Annotated in this window: 23 protein-coding genes; 17 read left to right on the plus strand and 6 right to left on the minus strand. The window is 66.7% G+C overall.

All coding sequences use genetic code 11. The annotated features are described in order from the left end of the window. The first annotated feature begins 170 nt into the window (after positions 1-170). From NMG10_RS12365 to NMG10_RS12415, 11 genes are all read left to right on the plus strand, one after another. Entirely contained in the window at positions 171-518 is a 348-nt protein-coding gene (locus NMG10_RS12365) for a hypothetical protein (RefSeq protein ID WP_203651830.1), read from the plus strand. 99 nt (positions 519-617) lie between these two features. Next, the gene (locus tag NMG10_RS12370) at positions 618-1,406 is read left to right on the plus strand and encodes an alpha/beta fold hydrolase (protein WP_232856373.1); all 789 of its coding nucleotides are present in this window, start codon (positions 618-620) and stop codon (positions 1,404-1,406) included. Then, entirely contained in the window at positions 1,403-2,257 is an 855-nt protein-coding gene (locus tag NMG10_RS12375; protein WP_232856372.1) for an alpha/beta hydrolase, read from the plus strand. The genes NMG10_RS12370 and NMG10_RS12375 overlap by 4 nt, the downstream gene beginning before the upstream one ends. A gap of 102 nt (positions 2,258-2,359) precedes the next feature. After that, complete coding sequence (locus tag NMG10_RS12380) at positions 2,360-3,154, plus strand: DUF4892 domain-containing protein (protein WP_203651834.1); 795 nt, start codon at positions 2,360-2,362, stop codon at positions 3,152-3,154. Positions 3,155-3,166: 12 nt separating this feature from the next. Continuing rightward, positions 3,167-4,219: an AI-2E family transporter gene (locus tag NMG10_RS12385; protein ID WP_254464442.1), complete on the plus strand. Its 1,053-nt coding sequence runs from the start codon at positions 3,167-3,169 to the stop codon at positions 4,217-4,219. A 238-nt stretch (positions 4,220-4,457) separates the two neighbouring features. Continuing rightward, complete coding sequence (gene kdpF, locus NMG10_RS12390) at positions 4,458-4,547, plus strand: K(+)-transporting ATPase subunit F (protein ID WP_011534724.1); 90 nt, start codon at positions 4,458-4,460, stop codon at positions 4,545-4,547. Positions 4,548-4,556: 9 nt separating this feature from the next. Then, positions 4,557-6,251, plus strand: a complete 1,695-nt coding sequence (gene kdpA / locus NMG10_RS12395) for a potassium-transporting ATPase subunit KdpA (protein ID WP_254464443.1) — start codon at positions 4,557-4,559, stop codon at positions 6,249-6,251. Positions 6,252-6,261: 10 nt separating this feature from the next. Further along, positions 6,262-8,316, plus strand: coding sequence for a potassium-transporting ATPase subunit KdpB (kdpB, locus tag NMG10_RS12400; RefSeq protein WP_254464444.1), 2,055 nt, complete (start codon positions 6,262-6,264; stop codon positions 8,314-8,316). Between the two features lie 10 nt (positions 8,317-8,326). After that, a complete protein-coding gene (gene kdpC / locus NMG10_RS12405) occupies positions 8,327-8,890 on the plus strand; it encodes a potassium-transporting ATPase subunit KdpC (RefSeq protein ID WP_232856368.1) in 564 nt (187 codons plus the stop codon). A 156-nt stretch (positions 8,891-9,046) separates the two neighbouring features. Then, positions 9,047-11,701, plus strand: a complete 2,655-nt coding sequence (locus NMG10_RS12410) for a sensor histidine kinase KdpD (protein WP_254464445.1) — start codon at positions 9,047-9,049, stop codon at positions 11,699-11,701. Continuing rightward, positions 11,698-12,393 (plus strand): response regulator, encoded by a 696-nt coding sequence (locus NMG10_RS12415; RefSeq protein WP_232856366.1) that lies wholly within the window; start codon positions 11,698-11,700, stop codon positions 12,391-12,393. Before NMG10_RS12410 ends, NMG10_RS12415 begins: the two co-directional genes overlap by 4 nt. A gap of 87 nt (positions 12,394-12,480) precedes the next feature. On the opposite strand, the gene lysA is transcribed toward NMG10_RS12415, so the two are convergent. Then, a complete protein-coding gene (gene lysA, locus NMG10_RS12420; protein WP_254464446.1) occupies positions 12,481-13,710 on the minus strand; it encodes a diaminopimelate decarboxylase in 1,230 nt (409 codons plus the stop codon). Between the two features lie 228 nt (positions 13,711-13,938). Between lysA and NMG10_RS12425 the strand changes: the two genes are divergently transcribed. Continuing rightward, positions 13,939-14,865: a LysR family transcriptional regulator gene (locus NMG10_RS12425; protein WP_254464447.1), complete on the plus strand. Its 927-nt coding sequence runs from the start codon at positions 13,939-13,941 to the stop codon at positions 14,863-14,865. 4 nt (positions 14,866-14,869) lie between these two features. Here the strand turns inward: NMG10_RS12425 and NMG10_RS12430 are convergent, their stop codons facing one another. Both NMG10_RS12430 and NMG10_RS12435 read right to left on the minus strand, forming a co-directional pair. Further along, the gene (locus NMG10_RS12430) at positions 14,870-15,169 is read right to left on the minus strand and encodes a hypothetical protein (RefSeq protein ID WP_234560528.1); all 300 of its coding nucleotides are present in this window, start codon (positions 15,167-15,169) and stop codon (positions 14,870-14,872) included. A gap of 18 nt (positions 15,170-15,187) precedes the next feature. Next, complete coding sequence (locus tag NMG10_RS12435; RefSeq protein ID WP_254464448.1) at positions 15,188-15,673, minus strand: hypothetical protein; 486 nt, start codon at positions 15,671-15,673, stop codon at positions 15,188-15,190. Positions 15,674-15,727: 54 nt separating this feature from the next. Here NMG10_RS12435 and NMG10_RS12440 point away from each other — a divergent pair, with 54 nt between their 5' ends. Further along, positions 15,728-16,579, plus strand: coding sequence for a helix-turn-helix domain-containing protein (locus NMG10_RS12440; RefSeq protein WP_232856361.1), 852 nt, complete (start codon positions 15,728-15,730; stop codon positions 16,577-16,579). 95 nt (positions 16,580-16,674) lie between these two features. Then, positions 16,675-17,013, plus strand: coding sequence for a hypothetical protein (locus NMG10_RS12445; protein ID WP_254464449.1), 339 nt, complete (start codon positions 16,675-16,677; stop codon positions 17,011-17,013). 3 nt (positions 17,014-17,016) lie between these two features. On the opposite strand, the gene cynR is transcribed toward NMG10_RS12445, so the two are convergent. Then, entirely contained in the window at positions 17,017-17,907 is an 891-nt protein-coding gene (gene cynR, locus NMG10_RS12450) for a transcriptional regulator CynR (RefSeq protein ID WP_254464450.1), read from the minus strand. Positions 17,908-18,017: 110 nt separating this feature from the next. On the opposite strand from cynR, the gene NMG10_RS12455 reads away from it, so the two are divergent. From NMG10_RS12455 to NMG10_RS12465, 3 genes are all read left to right on the plus strand, one after another. Further along, positions 18,018-18,677, plus strand: a complete 660-nt coding sequence (locus tag NMG10_RS12455) for a carbonic anhydrase (RefSeq protein WP_186733909.1) — start codon at positions 18,018-18,020, stop codon at positions 18,675-18,677. A 30-nt stretch (positions 18,678-18,707) separates the two neighbouring features. Next, on the plus strand, positions 18,708-19,178 hold the full coding sequence (gene cynS / locus NMG10_RS12460; RefSeq protein WP_186714928.1) for a cyanase: 471 nt from the start codon (positions 18,708-18,710) through the stop codon (positions 19,176-19,178). Positions 19,179-19,362: 184 nt separating this feature from the next. Continuing rightward, complete coding sequence (locus NMG10_RS12465) at positions 19,363-20,586, plus strand: amidohydrolase family protein (protein WP_232856359.1); 1,224 nt, start codon at positions 19,363-19,365, stop codon at positions 20,584-20,586. A 9-nt stretch (positions 20,587-20,595) separates the two neighbouring features. Here NMG10_RS12465 and NMG10_RS12470 read toward each other — a convergent pair whose 3' ends face one another. Both NMG10_RS12470 and NMG10_RS12475 read right to left on the minus strand, forming a co-directional pair. Next, on the minus strand, positions 20,596-21,849 hold the full coding sequence (locus tag NMG10_RS12470) for an arsenic transporter (RefSeq protein ID WP_232856358.1): 1,254 nt from the start codon (positions 21,847-21,849) through the stop codon (positions 20,596-20,598). 8 nt (positions 21,850-21,857) lie between these two features. Continuing rightward, entirely contained in the window at positions 21,858-23,111 is a 1,254-nt protein-coding gene (locus tag NMG10_RS12475) for an MFS transporter (protein ID WP_254464451.1), read from the minus strand. Positions 23,112-23,128: the final 17 nt, after the last annotated feature.

Consider the following 23,128-nt stretch of genomic DNA (forward strand, 5'->3'; position numbering starts at 1 on the left):
GCTGCAAAGCAGCCCCGGCAAGTCCAAGCCGGACGCCAAGTATCAAGACCTTGAAAGGGCTGGGCTGAGCCCTGGCAACTGGTATTTCTGTCAGTTGCCAGCCGGGAGGCGGCCCAAGTAGCGTGGCGCGGTGAATGATTCATGGGGCCGACAGGCACAGGGAGTGGTGAGTGAGCCGTTATCGCATGGCGCTGGTGCGCTCGGTCGACCCGCAGTGGCTGCTCGACAAGCTGACGGACGATGGTCGGCTGGATTTCGCCGAGTATCGCCTGATGCAGGACATCGCCGATGCCAAGCTTGATGAGCTGATACGCCGGTTCGAAGGCCAGCATGAGTTCGAGCAACTGCGCCAGGCCAGCATCCGCATGGCGCACCTGCTGCAGACCAGCTGTCTGGCCCTGCGCCGGTTGGCTGACAATGAGAACGACTGCAGCCTGGGCCGCCAGGCCCTGGAGTGGCAACTGGGCTACATGCAAGCCTGCCTGCACCGTTCGCTGGCCAGCCTCGAGCGCTGCTGAATGACCTGATCGCCACCGGCGATGACCTTTCCGAACGTTGCCGCCAGGGTCCGGCTTGCCGACAATGGGCTATCCATCCCTCGTGCAGAGCAGGCGGCCATGTCGCAGCAGATCTTCTTCGCCCACGCCAACGGCTTCCCCTCGGCCACCTACGGCAAGCTGTTCGCCGCCCTGGAGCCGGACTACGAGGTGCATCACCTGGCGCAGCACGCCCACGACCCGCGTTTTCCGGTCAACGACAACTGGCAGAACCTGGTGGACGAACTGCTGCATCACCTCGAGCAGCAGGATGCGCCGGTCTGGGGTGTCGGCCATTCGCTGGGCGGCGTGCTGCACCTGCATGCGGCGCTGCGCCGCCCGGAGTTTTACCGTGGGGTGGTGATGCTCGACTCGCCGGTGCTGACCCGTGCCGATGAATGGCTGATCCAGGCCGCCAAGCGCCTGGGCTTCATCGACCGCATCACCCCGGCCGGGCGCACCCTGGGCCGGCGCGAGGCATTTCCCGACCGCGACAGCGCCCGCCGCTACTTCGCCGGCAAGACCCTGTTCCGCCACTTCGACCCGGACTGCCTGGAAGCCTACCTGGAACATGGCCTGGAGCAGGGTAAGGAGGGCCTGCGCCTGCGCTTCGACCCGGCCACCGAGATCAGCATCTACCGCAGCATTCCCCATGTCAGCCCGGCCCGGCCACGCCAGTTGCAGGTGCCGCTGGCGATGGTACGCGGCGCCCAGAGCCGGGTGATCCGCAAACACCACGCCCTGGCCGTGCGCGCCATGGCCAAGGGCGAGTACCACAGCCTGCCGGGCGGGCACATGTTTCCGCTGGAGCGGCCCACCGACACCGCTGGCCTGATCAAGGGCCTGTTCGACCGCTGGAGCCAGGCATGAGCGCCCAGGTCGAGGAGATCCGCCTGACGTTGGGCCATATCGAGCTGGCCGCACACCTGTTCGGCCCGGCTGACGGCCTGCCGGTGATCGCCCTGCATGGCTGGCTGGACAACGCCAACAGCTTCGCTCGCCTGGCGCCGCAACTGAAGGGGCTGCGTATCGTCGCCCTGGACCTGGCCGGGCATGGCTACTCCGAGCATCGTCCGGTCGGCGCCGGCTATGCCCTGGCGGACTACGCCCATGACGTGCTGCGGGTTGCCGAACAACTGGGCTGGAAGCGCTTCGGTCTGCTCGGTCATTCGTTGGGCGCAATCATCTCGGTACAGCTGGCCGGGGCCTTGCCCGAGCGGGTCAGCCACCTGGCGCTGATCGACGGGGTGATTCCGCCGACGCTCAGCGAACAGGACGCTGCCGAGCGCTTGGGGCTGGCGCTGCAGGCGCAACTGCGCCTGGAGGGCAAGCGCAAATCGGTGTACGCGACCCTGGAGGCGGGCGTCGAGGCGCGCATGAAGGGCATGGTCGCGGTCAGCCGCGAAGCTGCCGAACTGCTGGCCCAGCGCGGCCTGATACCGGTGCCCGGCGGCTACAGCTGGCGCAGCGACAGCCGCCTCACCTTGCCCTCGCCAACCCGCCTGAACCAGGACCAGGCCATGGCCTTCGTCAAACGCATCGCCTGCCCGGCCTGCCTGGTGGTGGCCGCCGACGGCATGCTGGCGCGCCACACGGAATTGCTGGAGCAGCTACCCTTCGAGCGGGTGACCCTGCCGGGCGGCCACCACTTGCACCTGAACGACGCCGAGGGCGCGGCCCTTGTCGCAGACTGTTTCAATCGCTTCTTTGGCATTCCTTGACTTGCACCGGACAAGTGTCGAGGCTTGGCGGGTTGAAAGGGAGACAACCATGTACATGCCAGACATCCACGCGCCTTGCCCCGCCACCTGTGAGGGCGGTCGATGAGCGCACCTGTTTTCGTTCGCGGCGCCATTGCCGCCTGCTTCGCCATCGCCAGCCCCCTGTTGTGGGCCGGCAGCCTGCCGGTACCGCCTGACGCCAAGGTGGTCGACCAGCGCCCGGCGGTGGAGCAGGAGCGGGTCTACCCCATGGGACCGCTGCGCAAGATCAGCGGCCGCCTGCGGGTCGACGACAAGGTCGAGAGCCGTGGCCAGGTCAGCTCGGTGACCTATGAGCTGCCGGTCGAGCGCAGCGCCCGCGAAGCTTTCACCAGCGCCCGCGAGGCCCTGCAGCAGGAGGGCGGCTATCCACTGTTCTGGTGCCAGGGCCGCGATTGCGGCGAGGCCAGCCTGTGGGCCAACGACGTGTTCGCCAATGCCCGGCTCAATGGCGGTGACGAGCAGCAAGCGTTCATCCTGCTGCGTCGCTCAGCCGAGGAAGCCGACACCCTGGTGGCGCTGTACAGCGTGACTCGCGGCAACCGCCGTGCTTATCTGCATGTCGAGGAGTTCGTCGCCGGCAGCCCGCTGGGCGAGCTGCTGCCCACTGCCGCCACGGTGCTGCGCGAACTGCGCGATACCGGCAAGCTCGACTACCCTGATCTGGCCGAGCCCCAGGCTACCTGGGCAACGTTGCTGGCCCGCAGCCTGAACCTCGACAGCACCCTGCGCGTCAGCCTCAGCGGCAAGGGCGCCGAGGCCTGGCGCGAGCAGCTGGTCAAGGCCGGCGTGCGCAGCGCGCGGCTGGAGGTCGGTGACGCCCCGACCGAGGGCCTGCACCTGGAACTGATCCGTTGAGTGAGCGCCACCATGGCCAACAATGACCGCCTGTTGATCCAGATCCTGCTGCTGACCCTGCTGGGGGCCGCGCTGTGGGTGATGGCACCGTTCATCTCGGCGCTGCTGTGGGGCGCCATCCTGGCCTTTGCCAGCTGGCCGCTGATGCGCCTGCTGACCCGTGTGCTGGGTGGGCGCGAAACCCTCGCCGCGAGCCTGCTGACCACGGTGTGGATCCTGCTGGTGGCGCTGCCGCTGGTGTGGCTGGGTTTCAACCTGGCCGACCATGTGCGCGATGCCACCGCGTTCATTCGCGACGTGCAGGTCGATGGCCTGCCGGACGCGCCCGCCTGGGTGGCGGGCATTCCATTCGTCGGTGAGCGCCTGGTGAGCTGGTGGGAGTCGTTCGACCAGCAGGGCGCGGCCTTGCTGGCCTCGGCCAAGCCGTACCTGGGCCAGGTCGGCAACTGGCTGCTGGCACGCAGTGCGCAGATTGGCGGCGGGGTGCTGGAGCTGACCCTGAGCCTGGTGTTCGTGTTCTTCTTCTACCGCGACGGGCCACGCTTGGCAGCTTTCGTCCATCGTCTGCTGCAACGGCTGGTGGGCGAGCGCGCCGAGTACTACGTCGACCTGGTGGCCGGCACCGTGCAACGGGTGGTCAACGGCGTGATCGGTACCGCCGCGGCCCAGGCCCTGCTGGCGCTGATCGGCTTCCTGATCGCCGGCGTGCCGGGGGCCATCGTGCTCGGCCTGGTGACCTTCATGCTCAGCCTGATCCCCATGGGTCCGCCGCTGGCCTGGATCCCCGCCACCGCCTGGCTGGTATGGAAGGGTGACTACGGCATGGCGGTATTCCTGGGGGTGTGGGGCACGTTCATCATCAGTGGCGTGGACAACGTGCTCAAACCCTACCTGATCAGCCGGGGCGGCAACCTGCCGCTGGTGATCGTGCTGCTGGGGGTGTTCGGCGGCCTGATCGCGTTCGGTTTCATTGGCCTGTTTATCGGGCCGACCCTGTTGGCGGTGGGGTACAGCCTGCTGCTGGACTGGAGCCGCAATTCGGCGCAGCACACGCCGCAACGTTGACCTTTCGGGCCTCTTCGCGGGTAAACCCGCTCCCACAGGTACAGCGCAGCCCTTGAGCTTGGCGCAGCACCTGTGGGAGCGGGTTTACCCGCGAATGGGCCCGTGAAGCGATCCGGTGTATCTGATCTTTACGCATTCTTTATGCCCCGGCCCCACCCCCGATCTCGCCCCTTTACGCCCCTCCCTCGGACAATTTCCCCAAAGCGGCCCTCACGCCGCACCAAGGGGAGATTCACTCATGTACATGCTCGACGGGCTGTCACTGCTATTGGCGGTGGCGTTGGCGGTTTACCTGCTGGTGGCGCTGCTGCGCGCCGACCGCGGCTAAGGGGCGACCATGCACAGTTACGATTACCTGCTGCTGCTGGCGTTCTTCGCCATCGTGCTGCTGCCGGCGCCCTGGCTCGGTCGCTTCTACTACAAGGTGATGGAAGGCCAGCGCACCTGGCTGTCGCCGCTCCTCGGCCCGGTGGAGCGGGGCTGCTACCGCGTTGCCGGCGTGCGCGCCGACCAGGAGCAGAGCTGGAAGCAGTACACCCTGGCCCTGCTGGCTTTCAACCTGGTCGGTTTTTTGATGGTGTTCGGTGTCCTGCAACTGCAGGGCAGCCTGCCGCTCAACCCGCAGCACCTGCCGGGCCAGGAATGGTCGCTGGCGTTCAACACCGCGGTCAGTTTCATGACCAACACCAACTGGCAGGCCTACAGCGGTGAAGCCTCGGTCAGCTACCTGAGCCAGATGATCGGCCTGACCGTGCAGAACTTCGTCAGCGCCGCCACCGGCCTTGCCGTGCTGGTCGCCCTGTGCCGGGGTATCGCCCGTCGCTCGGCCACCACCCTGGGCAACTTCTGGGTCGACCTGACCCGCGCCACCCTCTACGGCCTGTTGCCGCTGTGCCTGGTGCTGGCGCTGCTGCTGGTTTGGCAGGGCGTGCCGCAGACCTTTGCCGACTACGTCCACGCCGTGACCCTGCAAGGCACCGACCAGACCATCCCGCTGGGCCCGGCCGCCAGCCAGATCGCCATCAAGCAGCTGGGCACCAACGGCGGCGGCTTCTTCGGCGTCAACTCGGCGCACCCGTTCGAGAACCCGACGGCCTGGAGCAACCTGTTCGAGGTGGCTTCGATCATCCTGATCCCGGTGGCCCTGGTGTTCACCTTCGGCCATTACGTCAAGGACCTGCGCCAGAGCCGCGCGATCATCGCCTGCATGCTGGCGCTGTTCCTGATCGGCGGCAGCACCGCGCTGTGGTCGGAGCACCAGCCCAACCCGGCCCTGCAAAGCGCCCAGGTACAGCAGAGCGCGCCGCTTGAAGGCAAGGAGAGCCGCTTCGGCACCACCGGCTCCGTGTTGTGGACGGTGACCACCACCTCCGCCTCCAACGGTTCGGTCAACGCCATGCACGACAGCCTCAACCCGATTACCGGCATGGTGGCGATGGTCAACATGATGCTTGGCGAAGTGATCTTCGGCGGCGTCGGCGCCGGCCTCTACGGCATGCTGCTGTTCGTGTTGATCGCGGTATTCCTGGCCGGCCTGATGATCGGCCGCACCCCGGAGTACCTGGGCAAGAAACTCCAGGCCCGTGAAGTGCAACTGCTGGTGGCGAGCCTGCTGGTGATGCCGGTGGGCGTGCTGATCCTCGGCGCCATCGCCGCCAGCCTGCCTGGGCCGGCCGGCGCGGTGACCAACCCCGGCGCCCACGGTTTCAGCCAGCTGCTCTACGCCTACACCTCCGGCACCGCCAACAACGGCTCGGCCTTCGCCGGTTTCGGCGCCAACACGGTGTACCACAACGTGATGATCGGCCTGGCCATGCTGATCGGCCGTTTCGGCTACATCCTGCCGGTGCTGGCCCTGGCCGGCAGCCTGGCGGCGAAGAAGAGCGCGCCGCAAGGCCTCAACAGCTTCCCCACCCACGGCCCGCTGTTCACCACGCTGCTGCTGGTGACCATCCTGCTGGTCGGTGGCCTGACCTTCCTGCCGACCCTGGCCCTGGGGCCGATTGCCGAACACCTGAGCCTGGGTTTCTGAGGAATACACAATGAACATGCCCATTCCCGAAGTGAAGGCGCGTCAAGGCGCCAAGGACCAGACCCGCTTCAGCGCGTTGTGGCGCCCGGCGCTGGTCCAGGCTTTCGTCAAGCTCGACCCGCGCCAGCTCAAGCGCGCCCCGGTGATGCTGGTGGTGGCCCTCACCGCCGTGCTCACCACCGTGCTGTGCCTGGTGCCCGGCAGCGGCGTGAGCACCGGCGTGGCGGTGCAGATCGCCGTCTGGCTGTGGTTCACCGTGTTGTTCGCCAACTTCGCCGAAGCCCTGGCCGAGGGCCGCGGCAAGGCCCGCGCCGACAGCCTCAAGGCCGGCAGCCAGGGCCTGACCGCCAAGCGCCGCAAGAGCGACGGCAGCTTCGAGAGCGTCGCCGCCACCCAGCTGCGCAAGGACGATGTGGTGCGCGTGGTGGCCGGCGAGATGATCCCCGGCGACGGCGAGGTGCTCGAAGGCATCGCCGCGGTCAACGAGTCGGCGATCACCGGCGAGTCCGCCCCGGTGATCCGCGAGTCCGGCGGCGACCGCTCGGCGGTCACCGGCAACACCCGCCTGGTCTCCGACTGGCTGCTGATCCGCATCACCAGCAACCCGGGCGAGTCGACCCTGGACCGCATGATCGCCCTGGTCGAAGGCGCCAAGCGCCAGAAAACCCCCAACGAGATTGCCCTGGACATCCTGCTGATCGGCCTGACCCTGATCTTCCTGATCGTGGTGGTCACCCTGCAGCCGTTCGCCCGCTTCGCCGGTGGCGAGCTGCCGCTGATCTTCCTCGCCGCGCTGCTGGTGACCTTGATCCCCACCACCATCGGCGGCCTGCTGTCGGCCATCGGCATCGCCGGCATGGACCGCCTGGTGCGCCTGAACGTGATCGCCCGCTCCGGCCGTGCGGTGGAAGCAGCCGGCGACGTGCACACCCTGATGCTCGACAAGACTGGCACCATCACCTTCGGCAACCGCCGCTGCAGCGCCCTGCACGCCGCCTCCGGGGTGACCGCCAAGGAGCTGGGGGAGGGCGCCTTGCTCGCCTCGCTGGCCGACGACACCGCCGAGGGCAAGTCGATCGTCGAGTACTTGCGCCAGTTGCACGATTTCGCCGAGCCTTTGACCGAGCAGTACGCAGCCATCGCCTTCAGCGCCGAGACCCGTCTGTCGGGCATCGATTTCCAGCAGCGCCGCTACCGCAAGGGCGCCGTCGACGCGGTGCTGGCCTTCTGTGGCCTGCAACGCCTGGAGCTGCCCGCCGCCCTGGCCCGTGAAGTGGAGCGCATCGCCCAGAGCGGCGGCACTCCGCTGCTGGTGTGCGTCGACACGCACCTGCTCGGCGTGATCCATCTCAAGGACGTGGTCAAGCCCGGCATCCGTGAACGCTTCGCCGAACTGCGCAAGCTCGGTATCCGCACCGTGATGGTTACCGGCGACAACCCGCTGACCGCCGCCGCCATCGCCGCCGAGGCCGGCGTGGACGACGTGCTGGCCGAAGCCACCCCCGAGAAGAAGCTGGCGCGCATCCGCCAGGAGCAGAACGACGGCCGTCTGGTCGCCATGTGCGGTGATGGCGCCAACGACGCCCCGGCGCTGGCTCAGGCCGATGTGGGCATGGCCATGAACGACGGCACCCAGGCCGCCCGCGAGGCCGCCAACATGGTCGACCTGGACAGCGACCCGACCAAGCTGCTGGACGTGGTGCAGGTGGGCAAGGAGCTGCTGGTTACCCGCGGTGCGCTGACCACCTTCTCCATCGCCAACGACGTGGCCAAGTACTTCGCCATCCTGCCGGCGCTGTTCGCCGCCATCTACCCGCAGCTGGGCGTGCTCAACCTGATGCACCTGGCCAGCCCGCAGAGCGCGATCCTCTCGGCCATCGTGTTCAACGCGCTGATCATCATCGTGCTGATCCCCCTGGCTTTGCGCGGGGTGCGGGTGCAGGCCGCCAGCGCTGCCCACCTGCTGCGCCGCAACCTGCTGATCTACGGCCTGGGCGGCATCGTCGTGCCGTTCGCCGGGATCAAGCTGATCGACATGCTGCTCACTGCGCTGCACCTGGTCTGAGGAGGCTGATATGACCGCTTATGTACGCCCGGCCCTGAGCCTGGTCCTGCTGATGACCCTGGTCACCGGCGCGCTGTATCCCCTGGCGGTGACTGGCATCGCCCAGGTCGCCTTCCCTGGCCAGGCCAATGGCAGCCTGGTGCGCGATGACCGCGGCGAGGTGCGTGGCTCGGCGCTGATTGCCCAGGAGTTCAAGGGCGACGCCTGGTTCAAGTCGCGGCCTTCGGCGGGCGCCTATGCCACCGTGGCCAGTGGCGCCAGCAACCTGGCGCCGAGCAACCCGGCGCTGGCCGAGCGCGTGAAGACTGATGCCGCCGCGCAGTACCAGGGGCAGCAGGGGCCGGTGCCTCAAGCGCTGCTGACCACCTCGGGCAGCGGGCTGGATCCGCACCTGCCGCCCGAGGCCATCGCCTACCAGCTGCCGCGTGTGGCGGCGGCACGGCAGGTACCGGTGGAACGCTTGCAAGCGCTGGTGAATGAGGCCACCCTGCGTCCACTGGTCGGGCCGCCCGTGGTGAATGTGCTGGCGCTGAACCAGGCGCTGGAGCGCTTGGCGCCTGTGGCCGCGCACTGACACCCCTGTAGGAGCGGCCTCGTGCCGCGAAAGGGCCGCGCAGCGGCCCCAGCGATTGTTGCCTCACCGCAGATCACCTGGGGCTGCTATGCAGCCCTTTCGCGGCACGAGGCCGCTCCTACATCGACCGCGTAATGAGGCAAAAAAGGATGAAACATGAGTGACTCCGCCCGCGCCGACGCGTTGTTGGCGGGCCTGCCCCGGGAAGGCCGGGGCAGGCTCAAGGTATTTCTCGGCGCCGCGCCCGGGGTCGGCAAGACCTTTTCCATGCTGCAGGCCGCCCACGCCCAGCAACGCCAGGGCGTGCGCGTGGTGGCCGGGGTGGTCGAGACCCACGGCCGCGCCGAGACCGAGGCCCTGCTCGGCGGCCTGGCTCAGCAACCGCTGTTGCGCAGCGAATACCGCGGCGTGATGCTTGAGGAAATGGACCTCGACGGCCTGCTCAAGGCCGCGCCACCTCTGGTGCTGGTCGACGAACTGGCCCACACCAACGCCCCCGGCAGCCGCCACGCCAAGCGCTGGCAGGACGTGCAGGAGCTGCTCGCCGCCGGCATCGATGTGTACACCACGGTCAATGTCCAGCACCTGGAAAGCCTCAACGACAAGGTCCGCGACATTACCGGCGTGCAGGTGCGCGAGACCTTGCCCGACTGGGTGCTGCAGGAAGCCTTCGAGCTGGTACTGATCGACCTGCCGCCCCGCGAGTTGCTCGAGCGCCTGCGCGAGGGCAAGGTCTACGTGCCCGAGCAGGCGCGGGCGGCCATCGAGGCCTATTTCTCCCAGACCAACCTCACCGCCCTGCGCGAGCTGGCCATGCAGACCGCCGCCGCCCAGGTCGACGCGGACCTGGCCAGCGGCTACCGCCAGCGCGGCCAGGAGGCTCCTGCCTTGCGTGGGCGCCTGCTGGTGGGCATCGATGGCGACGACCAGGCCGAACGGCTGGTGCGCCACGCCTGCCGCGTGGCCCAGCGCCGGCATCTGCCGTGGAGCGTGGTGCATGTGGACAACGGCCGCCTGCGCGACGAAACCGCCCGCCATCGCCTGCAGGCCGCCCAGCAACTGGCCGAGCGCCTGGGCGGCGAAGTGGTGCTGCTGCGTGCCGGTGAAGTGGCCCGTACGCTGATCCAGCACGCCGCCGAGCGTCGCGCCAGTCTGGTACTGGTAGGGCAGTCCCGCGACCTGCTGCGTCGGCGCTTCTTCGGCGCCGGCGTCGCCGCGCGCCTGTTGCGCGAGAGCCACGGCCTGGAGATCAACGTCCTCGACCGCGACGCCCAGCCGCAAGCGGCGCGGGCGGCGGTCAAGCGTGTGTGGGTGTGGCGTCACTACCTGCTGGCGCTGTTCGCCACCGTGCTGGCCACCGGCCTGGCCTGGGCCGTGTCGAGCATGCTGGCGTTGCCCAACATCTCCCTGGTGTTCCTCGCCGCCGTGCTGCTGGTAGCGGTGCGCAGCAGCCTGGGCCCGGCGCTGGCCTGCGCGGCGTTGTCGTTCCTGACCTACGACTTCCTGTTCATCCCGCCGAACTTCTCCTTCGCTATCCAGCGCGAGGAGGATGTGCTGACCCTGGTGTTCTTCCTGTTGATGGCGGCGCTCACTGGCAACCTGGCCGCCCGCCAGCGCCGCCAGCTGCAGGCCCTGCGCGAGACCCAGGCGCAGACCAACCAGCTGCTCGACCTGTCGCGGCGCCTGACCGTGGCCACCGACCGCCAGGCCGTGTTCAGCGCCGCCGGCCAGCATATGGACGGCTGGCAGGACGTGCAGGTGTGCCTGCTGGAGCGCAGTGCCGATGGCTTGCTGCAAGTCGCCAGCGGTGGCAACCATGCCTTCACCGACAACGAGCGCGCCGCCGCCGAATGGGCCTGGCAGCATGGCCAGGCCGCAGGCTTTGGCAGCGATACCTTGCCTCACGGTCGTTGGTGGTGGTGGCCGTTGGCCGTGGAAGAGCAACCCCTGGCGCTGCTCGGCATACGTCCCCGCGATGGCGAGCCGCTGAGTGCCCAGCGCCGCCGTCTGCTCAAGGCCCTGGCGCAACCCCTGGCCCAGGCCCTGGCCCGCGCACGCCTTGGCGAGCAACTGGAAGCCGCGCGCCTGCATGGCGAAACCGAGCAACTGCGCAGCGCCTTGCTCGCCTCGGTATCCCACGACCTGCGCACCCCGCTGACCTCCATGCGCGGCAGCATCGACAGCCTGCTGGCCCTGGGCGACGCGATTCCCCCGGACGACCGCCGCGAACTGCTCGAAGGCACCCGCAACGAAGCCGAGCGCCTGGATCGCTACATCCAGAACCTGCTGGACATGACCCGCCTGGGCCACGGCACCCTCAAGCTGGCCCGCGACTGGGTGGCCCCGGCCGATATCGTCGGCAGTGCCCTCAATCGCCTGCGCGTGGTGCTGGCGCCCCTGCGCGTGCACACCGAAGTGCCGCCGGAGCTGCCGCTCCTGTTCGTGCACGCGGCGTTGATCGAGCAGGCGCTGATCAACGTGCTGGAGAACGCCGCCCGTTTCTCCCCGCCGCAGGGCCGCCTGGAGCTGCAGGTCTCGGTGCGCGACGAGCAGCTGTGCTTCGCTGTCGCCGACGAAGGCCCAGGCATTCCCCCGGACGAGCGCGAAAAGATCTTCGACATGTTCTACACCGCTGCCCGCGGCGACCGGGGCGGGCAGGGCACCGGTCTGGGCCTGGCGATCTGCCAGGGCATGATCGGTGCCCATGGCGGCCGCATCCTGGTCGATGATGGCATCGATGGCCACGGCACCTGCATCACTCTATGCTTGCCGCTGCCGACCCAACCCGATACTGAAAGTGAAGCCCCATGAGCCAAGCCGCCACTCTGCTGGTCATCGACGACGAGCCGCAGATCCGCAAGTTCCTGCGCATCAGCCTGGCGTCCCAGGGCTACAAGGTGCTCGAAGCCGCCACCGGCAGCGAGGGCCTGGCCCAGGCCGCGCTGAACAAGCCTGACCTGGTGGTGCTCGACCTGGGCCTGCCGGACATGGACGGCCAGCAGGTGTTGCGCGAGTTGCGTGAATGGAGCACGGTGCCGGTGATGGTGCTGTCGGTACGTGCCAGCGAGGTGCAGAAGGTCGATGCACTGGATGGCGGGGCCAACGACTACGTGACCAAGCCATTCGGCATCCAGGAGTTCCTCGCCCGGGTGCGGGCCTTGCTGCGCCAGGCGCCGCAGGTCGGTAGTGCGACGTCTGCCGCGAGCTTCGGGCCATTGGTAGTGGACTTCGCCTTTCGCAAGGTGACCCTGGATGGCGTGGAAGTGGCGCTGACGCGCAAGGAGTATGCGCTGCTGGCGCAACTGGCCGGGCACCCGGGGCGGGTGATCACCCAGCAGCAGCTGCTGAAGGACATCTGGGGGCCGACCCATGTGGACGACACCCACTACCTGCGCATCGTGGTGGGGCACCTGCGGCAGAAGTTGGGGGACGATCCCACGGCGCCGCGGTTCATCGTCACCGAGGCGGGGGTAGGGTACCGGCTGGTGACGCCGGCCCTGTAGGAGCGGGCTTGCCCCGCGACCACCGGCGAAGCCGGTGCCACGCATCGTATCGCGGGGCAAGCCCGCTCCCACAGGTAGAGCTGGGCGCTAAATACCCAGTTCCAGTGCCAAAAGCTCCTGCACGGTCTGGCGCCGACGGATCATGCGCAGGTTGCCCTGCTCGACCAGAAACTCAGGCAGCAACGGGCGGCTGTTGTAGTTCGACGACATCGAAGCCCCGTAAGCCCCCGCGTCATGAATCACCAGCAGGTCACCCACCTTGGCCTCTGGCAGTTGCTGCGGGGTCAGCTCCTCGTCGTTCTGGGTAAATACATCCCCCGACTCGCACAGCGGCCCGGCCACCACGGTCGGTTGCAGCGGACGGCTCACTGGCCGGCCCACGGCATCGAACAGGCTCATGCGGTGGTAGGCCCCGTACATCGCCGGGCGCATCAGGTCGTTGAAGCCGGCATCGACCAGTATGTAGTGCCTGTCGCCCATCTGCTTGACGGCACGCACCTCGGCCACCAGGCAACCCGACTCCGCCACCAGGAAGCGCCCCGGCTCGATTTCCATGCGCACGGGATGGCCGAGCATGGTTTCAACTTCCGCCCGCGCCACCGCCCAGGTGCGGGCGTAGCGTTGCAGGTCCACCGGCTGGTCGTCGCTGCGGTATGGCGTGGACAGCCCGCCACCGATGGAGAAGGCCTCGATGTCCACGCCCAGCTTGCCGATCAGCCCGACCATGGCGCCGGCCACCTGTTCCAGATGCTCGTAGTCCACGCCCGAGCCGATATGCATGTGCACGCCGACCAGGTGCAGGCCGTTTTCTTTCACGCAAGCCAGCGCCTCGGGCAGTTGCTCGTGCCAGATGCCGTGCTTGCTGTTCTCGCCACCGGTGTTGGTCTTGCGGCTGTGGCCATGGCCGAAACCCGGGTTGATGCGCAGCCATACCCGGTGCCCGGGGGAGTGCTCGCCCAGCTGGCGGAGCATGTCAATGGAGCCGGCGTTCACTTCGATCTTCGTCTCGACCACTCGGGCCAGGGTCGGCTGGTCCAGCACGTCGCAGGTCAGCACCACGCCGGCCGGGTCACCGTCCACCGTCGCCCCGGCCGCGAAAGCCCGCTCCATCTCACCCAGCGACACGGCATCGAGCACCAGGCCACGTTCGCGCATCAGGCGCAGGACATGCAGGTTGGGGTTGGCCTTCTGCGCGAAGCGGACCGTGTCAAAGTGCTGCAGGAGCTGGTCGATGCGCTGGTGGATGGTCTGGGCGTCGTAGGCCCACAGTGGCGAGCCGTGCTGGCGGACGGCCTGGGCCAGGAGGGTGGTGGTCATGGTGGTGTTCCTTGTAATGGATGCACCGATCTTGAGTGAGTTGGATGATTCATAAAAATAGATAATTTTCAGAAGGTCATCCGTATTTGATATACATTCGACTGCTGTAGGAGCGGGCTCGTCCCGCGAACACCGGCAAAGCCGGTGCCATCCACCGCGTTGCCGGTGTTCGCGGGACAAGCCCGCTCCTACAGGTCCCTGCCAAACGTTCAGGTGTTGCATGCCCCCATGAAACTCTCCATCCGCCACATCGAAGTGTTCCGCGCCATCATGGCTGCCGGCAGTGTCACCGGCGCCGCGCGCCTGCTGTTCACCTCGCAGCCCACCGTCAGTCGCGAGCTGGCGCGCATGGAGCAGGTCACCGGTTTGAACCTGTTCGAACGCGAAGGCGGGCGCCTGGCACCCACGGCCCAGGCCTTGCTGCTGATCGAGGAGGTCGAGCGCGCCTTCGTCGGCCTGGAGCGCATCGATCGCTTCGCCCAGGCCATCCGCAACTTCGAACAGGGCCGGCTGGCCATCACCTGCCTGCCACTGTTCTCGCAAACCCTGCTGCCCAAGGCCTGCAAGGCGTTTCACCAGCAACACCCGGGCGTGAGCGTAAGCATCACCGCCCAGGAGTCGCCGCTGCTGGAGGAGTCGCTGGTGGCCCAGCAGCACGACCTGGGCCTGACCGAAACCGGGCAGGTGCTCAGGGGGGCGGTCGGGGAGCTGCTGTTCAGTGCCGACATGGTCTGCGTGCTGCCCGAAGACCACCCATTGCAGGCCAAGCCGGTGCTGGCGCTGCAGGATTTCCACGAGGTCGACTTCATCAACCTGGCCAGCCTGGACAGTTACCGGCAACAGCTTGACCGGCACTTCCGCGAAGCAGGGGTGAACCGACGCACGATCATCGAGACCACCAGCGCGGCGTCGGTGTGCGCGATGGTCCGGCAGGGCCTGGGGGTGGCGATCATCAATCCGCTAAGCGGGCTGGAAGCGGGGCAGGGGGGCTTGCCGATTCGCCGCTTGAGCCTCTCGGTGCCGTACCAGGTGATGTTGATCCGGCCGGAGCTGCGCCCGGCATCGGCGGTGCTGGAACCGTTTTGCCAGGCATTGAAGGCGCAGGCGCGGGACATGCAGGCGGCATTGGCGAAGGCCTTCCATGGCGCCACCTGATCGCTCAATGCGCCATGGCCTTGAACGTTCGGAAGCAAAGCCCCGTCGCCAGCCGTTGCGCGGTCAGATCGAAGAGCATGGCCAGGCACGGTAGCTTGAAGTGCGCGGTCATCTGTTCGACACAGTCCCAGTGGCCGGTGATGATCCAGCGTTCACTCGGCAAGGCTGCGTACTTGAGGCTGTACACCACGCATCCCGAGGTACGGTTCAACACCTCCAACAAGCCTTCCAGCCTCTCCTGGAGCACCGCTGCCGAACCGATGGCCGGGATGATCTCGACGGTGTTGATTGCGACCAGACCCATGGCGAGCCCTCCCTGTGTTCACTTCGCCAGCAGCTGGTTCGCCACTTTGAAGGCTTCTTCCTGGGTGGCGACGATATGCAGGGGGTAGCCCCAGAAGGCTTCGAACTTGGCTGCGAACAATTGAGCGGCCTCCTGTTTGTCGGCATCCGGCTCGATGAGGATCTGCCCCCGGACGTAGGTGCGCAGCGCGGCCTTGTGGCGCTTCATCCACAGTGACAGTTGTTTCTGTTCGTCATGGGTATGTCCATTGGCTTTTTGCCTGGCGCGTTCCGCGTCCAGCAAGACGAACGGTTCGGCGCCTGCCAGCAGCGTTTCGAAGGCTGCGAAACCTTCATCGCGGGTATCGATGGTGGCATTACCGGTATCCATCCAGACCAGCGGGAAATAGGTGGAATCCAAAAGCATCTGTCTGATCCTCTGCGTGTGTTGATGCGTGGTCGCCGTTCTGGAAAACCGACATCGGCGACCCAGATGCACGATAACCACGTGACTCATGGACGTCATTGCGAAATCTTGTCATTCTGTTTTTCATTTCGGCCAATGCGTCAGCTTCGAGCAATGAGCAGCATCGTGGAATCAATCACCCCCGAAACCCTGGCCAGCCCATGGGATGTCGATGGCATTCCACGTCAGGTCATCGCCTTGTGCGCGTCCCGCGTAGGCAAGGACTGGGAGCTTGCCCCTCACCGTCATCGCAAGGCGCAGTTGATCTACACGGTGCGCGGCATTCTCAACTGTGAGGTGGAGACCGGGGTGTGGATCGTGCCGCCGCAGTGCGCGGTGTGGATCCCAGGGGGGCTGCTGCATTCGACCCGTGGCTCGGGAGAAACCGAATGCCATTGCCTGTTCGTCGAGCCGGAGGCGGTCGAGTATCTGCCGACCACCTGCTGCACGCTGGCGGTGTCGCCACTGTTGCGCGAACTGTTGCTCAAGGCGACGGGCTTCGAGGCGCTGTACGCCGAGCGCGGGCCCGAGGCGCGACTGATCGCCACGTTGCTGGACGAATTGTGCGCCGCCCCCGTCGAGGACCTGCACCTGCCCATGCCCCAGGACCGCAGGCTGCGCCAGCTGGCGCAGCGACTGCTGGCCGACCCGGCGAGCACAGCGCCGATCGGCGAATGGGCCCGGCGCATCGGCATGAGCGAGCGCAGCATGAGCCGGCTGTTGCTGCAGGAAGTCGGCATGAGTTTCGGCCGCTGGCGGCGGCAGCTTCATGTGATCCTTTCGTTGCAACGCCTTGCCAAGGGCGAGAGTGTGCAGGCGGTGGCCCTGGCGTTGGGTTACGAAAGCGCCAGTGGCTTCGTCACCATGTTCCGCAAGGCCATGGGCAAGCCGCCTGCGCGCTATCTGCTCGAGCGCGGTGCCGGTGATCCGGCCGAAGCAGCCCGTGGCATCGTGCTCGCGCCCTGAGCGGGAGGTACCCCGGAAACCTGAACGATTCGATTCCCGTCAGGGTCAACCCCTTCAGCAGTGATCAGAAACGCTCCACAGCATGAGGATTGATCATGAGTACCCTGACGATCGAAGGCTGGTGCAAAGGTGACGGTGACCGCAGGTCCACCCCGGTGGGCGACATCCACTTTGACATCCAGGGCGCCGCCCACACGGCGCTGGAGCAGGCCGAAGAGCGCCTGCAGCAGAGCCACGAGCCCGAAGCGATGGTGGATGTCGACATGGACACACTGAACCTGGTCTTGCCTGAAGGCTATGGCCCCTTGTCCGACTGCCGCCTGCGTGTCTACCTGAGCGACGACGAGCGCGGCCAGTTCCACCTGGTCGGGCATCGGGCCAGCGACGGCAGCCTGATCTACACCAATGCGGTGCTGATTGCGCAATTGAGCTGAGCCTCAGCTGCGCTCCAGCTGTGCGGCCACCTCCTTGGCCAGCGCCAGGAAGGCCTGCGCCGCCGCGGCCTGGTAGACACCCCTGCGCTGCATGAGCACGGCCGTGCGTTGCAGGCGCAAGGGGTCGAGGGCGATGGCGGTCAGGTCGTCATGCGCCAGGACGATGTTGGCGGGGAGCAGCGTCGACAGCGTCGTCCTGCGCACCACTTCGATGACCGCGCCGATAGCATTGGCCTCCATCCGCACCTGCGGGCGTATGCCGTGCTGCCGGCAATAGCGCTCGATCTGCTCCCGAGTGGCGAATTCGGCGCTGAGCAGGATCATCGACTCGTCGTTCAGCGCCTGTAGCCCGATGGCGCGTGCATGGGCCAATGGGTGCTGGCTGCCGACCACCAGCGCCAGTGTCTCGACCAGCAATGGGTAGGTGTCGATGTCCTGGGCGTGGGGCTCATCGAAGGCGATACCGACATCCAGTTCGTCCGCCAGCAGCAGTTCCTCCATGTGCTCCTGGGCGATTTCGCGCAAGTTCAGGGTGATATTCGGGTACCGGCTGTGGAAGGCCTCGACCAAGGGGCCGACCAGATAGCTGGTAAAGGTCGGCGTCACCGCCACCCGCAATGACCCTCGGCTGAGGTCGCTCACATCATGGATCGCGCGCCTGGCCTCCTGCAGTTCCTGCGACGCCCGTTTCGCATAGCGCAGATAGACCTCGCCGGCATCGGTCAGCCGAGTCGTGCGCCCCGAGCGATCGAACAACTGCGCCCCCAGGCTTTCCTCCAGTTGCCTGACCTGCTGCGAAAGCGCGGGCTGGGAGACGTGCAGGGCTGCCGCCGCCCGAGTGAAGCTATGGTGTTGCGCGACCGCGAGAAAGTACTGGATATGCCGGGCGAGCATGCTTCTCTCCATAAGATAATCTGATGCCATTCATCATAAATGAGACTTTTACCTTATGTAACGCACCGCCTAACCTTTGCCTCACACACCGCGACACTGAGGCATCAGCCATGCAAGACATCATCGACGGCTTCCTGAAGTTCCAGCGCGACGCCTTCCCCGAGCGAGTCAAGCTGTTCAAGGACCTGGCCACCCAGCAAAGCCCGCGGGCGCTGTTCATCTCCTGCTCCGACAGCCGCCTGGTGCCCGAGCTGGTCACCCAGCGCGAGCCGGGCGACCTGTTCGTCATCCGCAACGCCGGCAACATCGTGCCGTCCTACGGCCCTGAACCCGGCGGGGTGTCGGCCTCGGTCGAGTATGCCGTCGCCGCCCTGCAAGTGGCCGATATCGTCATCTGCGGTCACTCCGACTGCGGCGCCATGACTGCCATCGCCACCTGCAAGTGCCTGGACCACATGCCCGCCGTGGCCGGCTGGTTGCGCTACGCCGACTCCGCCCGTGTGGTCAACGAAGCCCGCCCGCATCAAACCCCTCACGCCAAGGTCGAGGCCATGGTGCGAGAGAACGTGATCGCCCAGCTGGCCAACATCCAGACCCACCCCTCGGTGCGCCTGGCCCTGGAAGAGGGCCGCGTGGCCCTGCATGGCTGGATCTACGACATCGAGAGCGGCCGCATCGACGCCTTCGACGGACGCACCGGCCAGTTCGTATCCCTGGCGGACAACCCAGACGTCCGCGCTGTTTCCCACGCTTCCCGGCACGTTGCCTGAACCCGATTTTCAACCCAAGGAGACACTCCCATGATCCAGTCGCAAATCAGCCAGAACGCCCGTCTTGCCCTGAGCGAGGTCATCCTCCTGGCCAAGGCCCGCAAGGACCTGTCGTTCGCCCAGATCACCGATGGCACCGGCCTGTCCGAAGCCTTCGTCACCGCCGCGCTGCTGGGCCAGCACCCGCTGCCGGCCAGCGCCGCCCAGGTGGTGGGTGACAAGCTCGGTCTGGACGCCGACGGCATCGCACTGCTGCAGACCATCCCACTGCGCGGCAGTATCGAAGGTGGCGTGCCGACCGACCCGACGATCTATCGCTTCTACGAGATGCTGCAGGTGTACGGCACCACGCTCAAGGCGCTGGTCCACGAGAAGTTCGGCGACGGCATCATCAGCGCCATCAACTTCAAGCTGGATGTGAAGAAGGTCGATGATCCGGAAGGCGGTTCCCGCGCTGTGATCACCCTGGATGGCAAGTACCTGCCGACCAAACCGTTCTGATTCGCTCATAGGGACATGGCCCGGTCTCCACAGGGTGGCCGGGCCATTTCTACAGACGATATTGGCCCCCTGTAGGAGCGGGCTTGCCCCGCGAACACCGGCAAGGCCGGTGCCATCCACCGCGTTGTCCAACATCGCGAGTACAGGGTGTCGACCGTAATGACTGATTACGAGAAACGACGGCATGGACCTGATCATCAGAAATGTCCGCATCGACGATGCAAAACCCTTGATGGATGTGGCCGTGCACAACGGCAAGATCACTGAAATCGCCCCGACGATCACCGCAACGGCAACCCAGGAAATCCAAGGCAATGGCAATGTCCTGATCCCAGGCTTCGTCGAAGGCCACCTGCACCTGGAAAAAGCCAATGTCATGCAACGCAAGGCCAACCGCTCCGGCACCTTGAAGGAAGCGATCGCCGTCACCGCCGAGCTCAAGCCCACGCTCACCCGCGAAGACATCCGCGAGCGCTCGACGCAGGTGTTGCGCGCGCTGGTGCAGGCCGGCACCACCCATGTCCGTGCCCACGCCGAGTTCGACCCCGCCCAGGGTTTTACTGGCCTGGATGTGGTGCTGCAGCTACGGGAAACATTCCGCGATGTCATCGATATCCAGGTGGTCGCCTTTCCCCAGGAAGGCATCCTCAAGTTGCCCGGCATGAAAGCGATGATGGTCGAGGCGATGGAGAAGGGCGCCGATGTGGTCGGCGGCATTCCCTACAACGACGTATCGCCCCACGAGCACATTGATTTCGTCTTCGACCTGGCCCAGCGTTATGGCAAGGACATCGACCTGCACCAGGACTTCGCCGACGACGCCGAGCACATGACCATCGAATACGTGGCCCGCCGGACCCTCGCGGCAGGCTACCAAGGGCGCGTCAGCGTCGGCCACCTGACCAGCCTGGCGGCCGTCGAACCAGCGCGCCAGTCGCGTATCATCGCGCTGCTGCGCGAAGCCGACATCAGCGTGATGTGCTTGCCGGCCACCGACCTGCACCTGGGCGCCCGTGGCGACAGCCACAATGTGCGGCGCACCCTGACCCCGGTGCGAGCCTTGCGCGATGGCGGAGTGAACGTGTGCCTGGCCACCAACAACATCCGCAATGCCTTCACTCCCTACGGCACCGGCGACCTGCTGCATATCGCGCAGCTGGCCATCCCCGCCTGTCACCTGGGCGGGGCGGACGACCAGGCCACGGTGCTGCCGATGCTCACCAGCAACCCGGCCAAGGCCCTGGGTTTGCAGAGCCATGGCTTGGCGGTGGGCAACGACGCGGACCTGGTGCTGATGGACACCCACCGTGTCAGCGACGTGATCCTCGACCTGCCCGCGCGGCTGATGGTGCTCAAGCGCGGCAGGGTGGTGGCGACAGCGGAGCAGCGGCGTTCGGTGGTGTTCTGAAGGCCGGGTTCAGACGGCCAGCAGCAACAGTGCCGCCAGCAGTGCCGGGGGCATTACCAGCACGCCCAGACGCAAGAAACTCGATGCGCCGACATGCTCGCCCTCGCGGCGGATCGCCACCAGCCACAGCAGCGTGGCCAGGGAGCCGGTGATCGACAGGTTCGGTCCCAGGTCGACGCCGATAAGCAAGGCGGCGGTGGTCTGCCGGGGCAGTTCGACGAGGTGGCCGATGGAACCGGCGATCAGGCCGGTGGGCAGATTGTTCATCAGGTTGCTGGCCACGGCCGCAGTCACGCCCGCCGTCCAGCTTGCCGTGCCTGCCGACTGTTGCGCCAGGGCGGCCAACGATTGGGCAAGACGGTCGATCACGCCGGTGTGGGCCACGGCTTCCACCAGCACGAACAATCCTGCGACCAAGGGCAGGACCCCCCAGGCCACGTGACGCAGCAACGGCGCCGGGTTGCGCCGCTGACGCAGGTGGATCAACCCGGTGGTGGCCATGCCTGCGCAAAATGTCGGCAGCCCTAGCGGCACGTCCAGTGCCGATACCGTCAACAGCAGGGTGCCGGTGAACATCAGGCCCAGCGCGCAAAGCCGGGCGCCGGCCGACAGGGGGCGCATCTCGATGGCCACGGCCAGCGGCTGACGGATGCGCTTGCGCTGGGTCACGCGCAGTACCAGGTAGGTCATGGCGATGGCGCCCAGCGAGGGCAGGGTGAGCTGGCGCAGCCATTCCAGCAGCGGTGGCATCTGGCTGCCGAAGACTACCAGGTTGGCCGGGTTGGAGATGGGCAGCACGAAGCTGGCGGCATTGGCGATGAAGGCGCAGATGAACAGGTAGGGCAGCGGCTCGGCCTTGGCCGCCTTGCACGCCGCATACACGGCCGGTGTCAGCACCACAGCGGTGGCGTCATTGGACAGGAACACGGTGACCAGTGTACCGACCAGGAATACCAGGTCGAACAGGCGTTGGCCCGAGCCCCTGGCATGCTGCACCGCGTACCTGGCCAGCCAGTCGAACAAGCCTTCCTGGCGAGCCAGCTCGGCCAGCACCATCATGCCGGTCAGGAACAGGTAGACATCGCCTCCTTCGGCGATTGCCGCCAAGGCCAGGCGCCATGGGATCAGGCCGCAGGCCGTCAGCCCTAAGGCGGCGCCCATCGCCCAGACATATTCGGGCACGCGTCCCGGCCGAAGGATGACCAGGGCGGTGGCCGCGGCCGCAACCGACCAGATGATCAGGGATGACTCAGCGACAGGCATGCGAGGACTCAGTTTCCGGAAGGGGAGTGAAGGGGAGGGGCTTGCTCGGCGTTGGCATCGCTGGCAGGTCGGCGGGTCTCCGGCATGGCCAGCCAAAGCAGAAGCAACGCTGCAGTCGCGATGCCCGCCAATGTCAGGAATGCCGCGTCGTAGCCTGCGGACTGTACCACCAGCCCCGCGACACCGGGACTTAGCGCCGCGCCCAGGCCGAAGGCCGTGGACAATGCGCCAAGGCTGACATTGAAGCGCCCGCTGCCTTGGGTGAGGTCCTTGACCACTACCGGGAACAATGCCCCGAACAGTCCGGCGCCGATGCCATCGAGCAATTGCACGGCCACCAGCCAGAACGGATCGTCCGACATCACGTAAAGCACGCCACGCAGCGGCAGGATCAGAAAGCCGGCGAGCAACAGCGGCTTGCGTCCCCAGCGGTCGGCCCTGGCGCCGGCCAGCAGCGCCATGGGCACCATCACCAGCTGCGCCGCGACGATGCACGCCGAGGTCAGCGGCGTGGCCAACTGCAGGTTGGCCTGAGCCAGCTTCTGGCTCACCAGCGGAAGCATTGCCGCGTTGGCCAGATGGAACAGCGCGCAGCACACGGCGAACAGCAGCAAGGGGCGATTGTGCAACAGTACGGCAAGGCCGGCGGGGTGGGCATGCTGGCCCGGCGGCCGCGGGTCAAGGCCGCGCGCGAGGTCATGGTCGATGGCTGTCGCCGGCACTCGGCTGATGGCGATCAGGCTGGCCACAGTCATCGCCGCCATCAGGTAGAACACCGCCACCGGTCCGAACAGGTAGGCCAGCCCGCCGGCGAGCACCGCCGAGCAGGCATTGCCGGCATGGTTGAAGGTTTCGTTGCGGCCCATGCGCCGGGTGAATGCCCGGGGCCCGGTCAGGCCCAGTGAAATGGCAGCGATGGCCGGTGCGAACACGGAACCGGCGAGCGCGCTGATGGCTTGGGTCAACGTCACCAGCGCGACGCTGGTGACCCAGGGCAGCACCAGGCAACTGCCGGTCACCAGCAGCGCGGCGATGGCCATCACGGCGCGCTTGGCCGTGGTCCTGTCGATCAGCGCGCCAGCTGGCGTCTGGGTCAGCAATGCCGTGACGCTGGCCAAGGTCATGACCAGGCCGATGCTGCCGGGCTCCCAATGGTGCACCGCCAGCAGGTAGATCGCCAGGTAGGGCCCAAGCCCATCACGGACATCGGCCAGGAAAAAATTCAACCCATCGAGCGAACGTTCATGAGCAGGCGAGGCCAAGGAAAACTCCGCAGGGA

Source organism: Pseudomonas sp. DVZ6 (assembly GCF_024259445.1).
In the GTDB taxonomy this organism is placed as follows: Bacteria; Pseudomonadota; Gammaproteobacteria; order Pseudomonadales; family Pseudomonadaceae; genus Aquipseudomonas; species Aquipseudomonas peradeniyensis.

Excerpts from the sequence above, each read along its gene's own strand:
- NMG10_RS12440 (WP_232856361.1), top strand. The coding sequence starts at position 15,728 with ATGAGCAGCATCGTGGAATCAATCACCCCCGAAACCCTGGCCAGCCCA.
- NMG10_RS12455 (WP_186733909.1), top strand. The coding sequence starts at position 18,018 with ATGCAAGACATCATCGACGGCTTCCTGAAGTTCCAGCGCGACGCCTTC.
- NMG10_RS12425 (WP_254464447.1), top strand. The coding sequence starts at position 13,939 with ATGAAACTCTCCATCCGCCACATCGAAGTGTTCCGCGCCATCATGGCT.
- NMG10_RS12430 (WP_234560528.1), bottom strand. The coding sequence starts at position 15,169 with ATGGGTCTGGTCGCAATCAACACCGTCGAGATCATCCCGGCCATCGGT.
- NMG10_RS12435 (WP_254464448.1), bottom strand. The coding sequence starts at position 15,673 with ATGACGTCCATGAGTCACGTGGTTATCGTGCATCTGGGTCGCCGATGT.
- cynS (WP_186714928.1), top strand. The coding sequence starts at position 18,708 with ATGATCCAGTCGCAAATCAGCCAGAACGCCCGTCTTGCCCTGAGCGAG.
- NMG10_RS12410 (WP_254464445.1), top strand. The coding sequence starts at position 9,047 with ATGAGTGACTCCGCCCGCGCCGACGCGTTGTTGGCGGGCCTGCCCCGG.
- NMG10_RS12370 (WP_232856373.1), top strand. The coding sequence starts at position 618 with ATGTCGCAGCAGATCTTCTTCGCCCACGCCAACGGCTTCCCCTCGGCC.
- lysA (WP_254464446.1), bottom strand. The coding sequence starts at position 13,710 with ATGACCACCACCCTCCTGGCCCAGGCCGTCCGCCAGCACGGCTCGCCA.
- NMG10_RS12470 (WP_232856358.1), bottom strand. The coding sequence starts at position 21,849 with ATGCCTGTCGCTGAGTCATCCCTGATCATCTGGTCGGTTGCGGCCGCG.
- NMG10_RS12380 (WP_203651834.1), top strand. The coding sequence starts at position 2,360 with ATGAGCGCACCTGTTTTCGTTCGCGGCGCCATTGCCGCCTGCTTCGCC.
- kdpF (WP_011534724.1), top strand. The coding sequence starts at position 4,458 with ATGTACATGCTCGACGGGCTGTCACTGCTATTGGCGGTGGCGTTGGCG.
- NMG10_RS12415 (WP_232856366.1), top strand. The coding sequence starts at position 11,698 with ATGAGCCAAGCCGCCACTCTGCTGGTCATCGACGACGAGCCGCAGATC.
- kdpA (WP_254464443.1), top strand. The coding sequence starts at position 4,557 with ATGCACAGTTACGATTACCTGCTGCTGCTGGCGTTCTTCGCCATCGTG.
- NMG10_RS12445 (WP_254464449.1), top strand. The coding sequence starts at position 16,675 with ATGAGTACCCTGACGATCGAAGGCTGGTGCAAAGGTGACGGTGACCGC.
- NMG10_RS12385 (WP_254464442.1), top strand. The coding sequence starts at position 3,167 with ATGGCCAACAATGACCGCCTGTTGATCCAGATCCTGCTGCTGACCCTG.
- kdpC (WP_232856368.1), top strand. The coding sequence starts at position 8,327 with ATGACCGCTTATGTACGCCCGGCCCTGAGCCTGGTCCTGCTGATGACC.
- cynR (WP_254464450.1), bottom strand. The coding sequence starts at position 17,907 with ATGCTCGCCCGGCATATCCAGTACTTTCTCGCGGTCGCGCAACACCAT.
- NMG10_RS12375 (WP_232856372.1), top strand. The coding sequence starts at position 1,403 with ATGAGCGCCCAGGTCGAGGAGATCCGCCTGACGTTGGGCCATATCGAG.
- kdpB (WP_254464444.1), top strand. The coding sequence starts at position 6,262 with ATGAACATGCCCATTCCCGAAGTGAAGGCGCGTCAAGGCGCCAAGGAC.
- NMG10_RS12465 (WP_232856359.1), top strand. The coding sequence starts at position 19,363 with ATGGACCTGATCATCAGAAATGTCCGCATCGACGATGCAAAACCCTTG.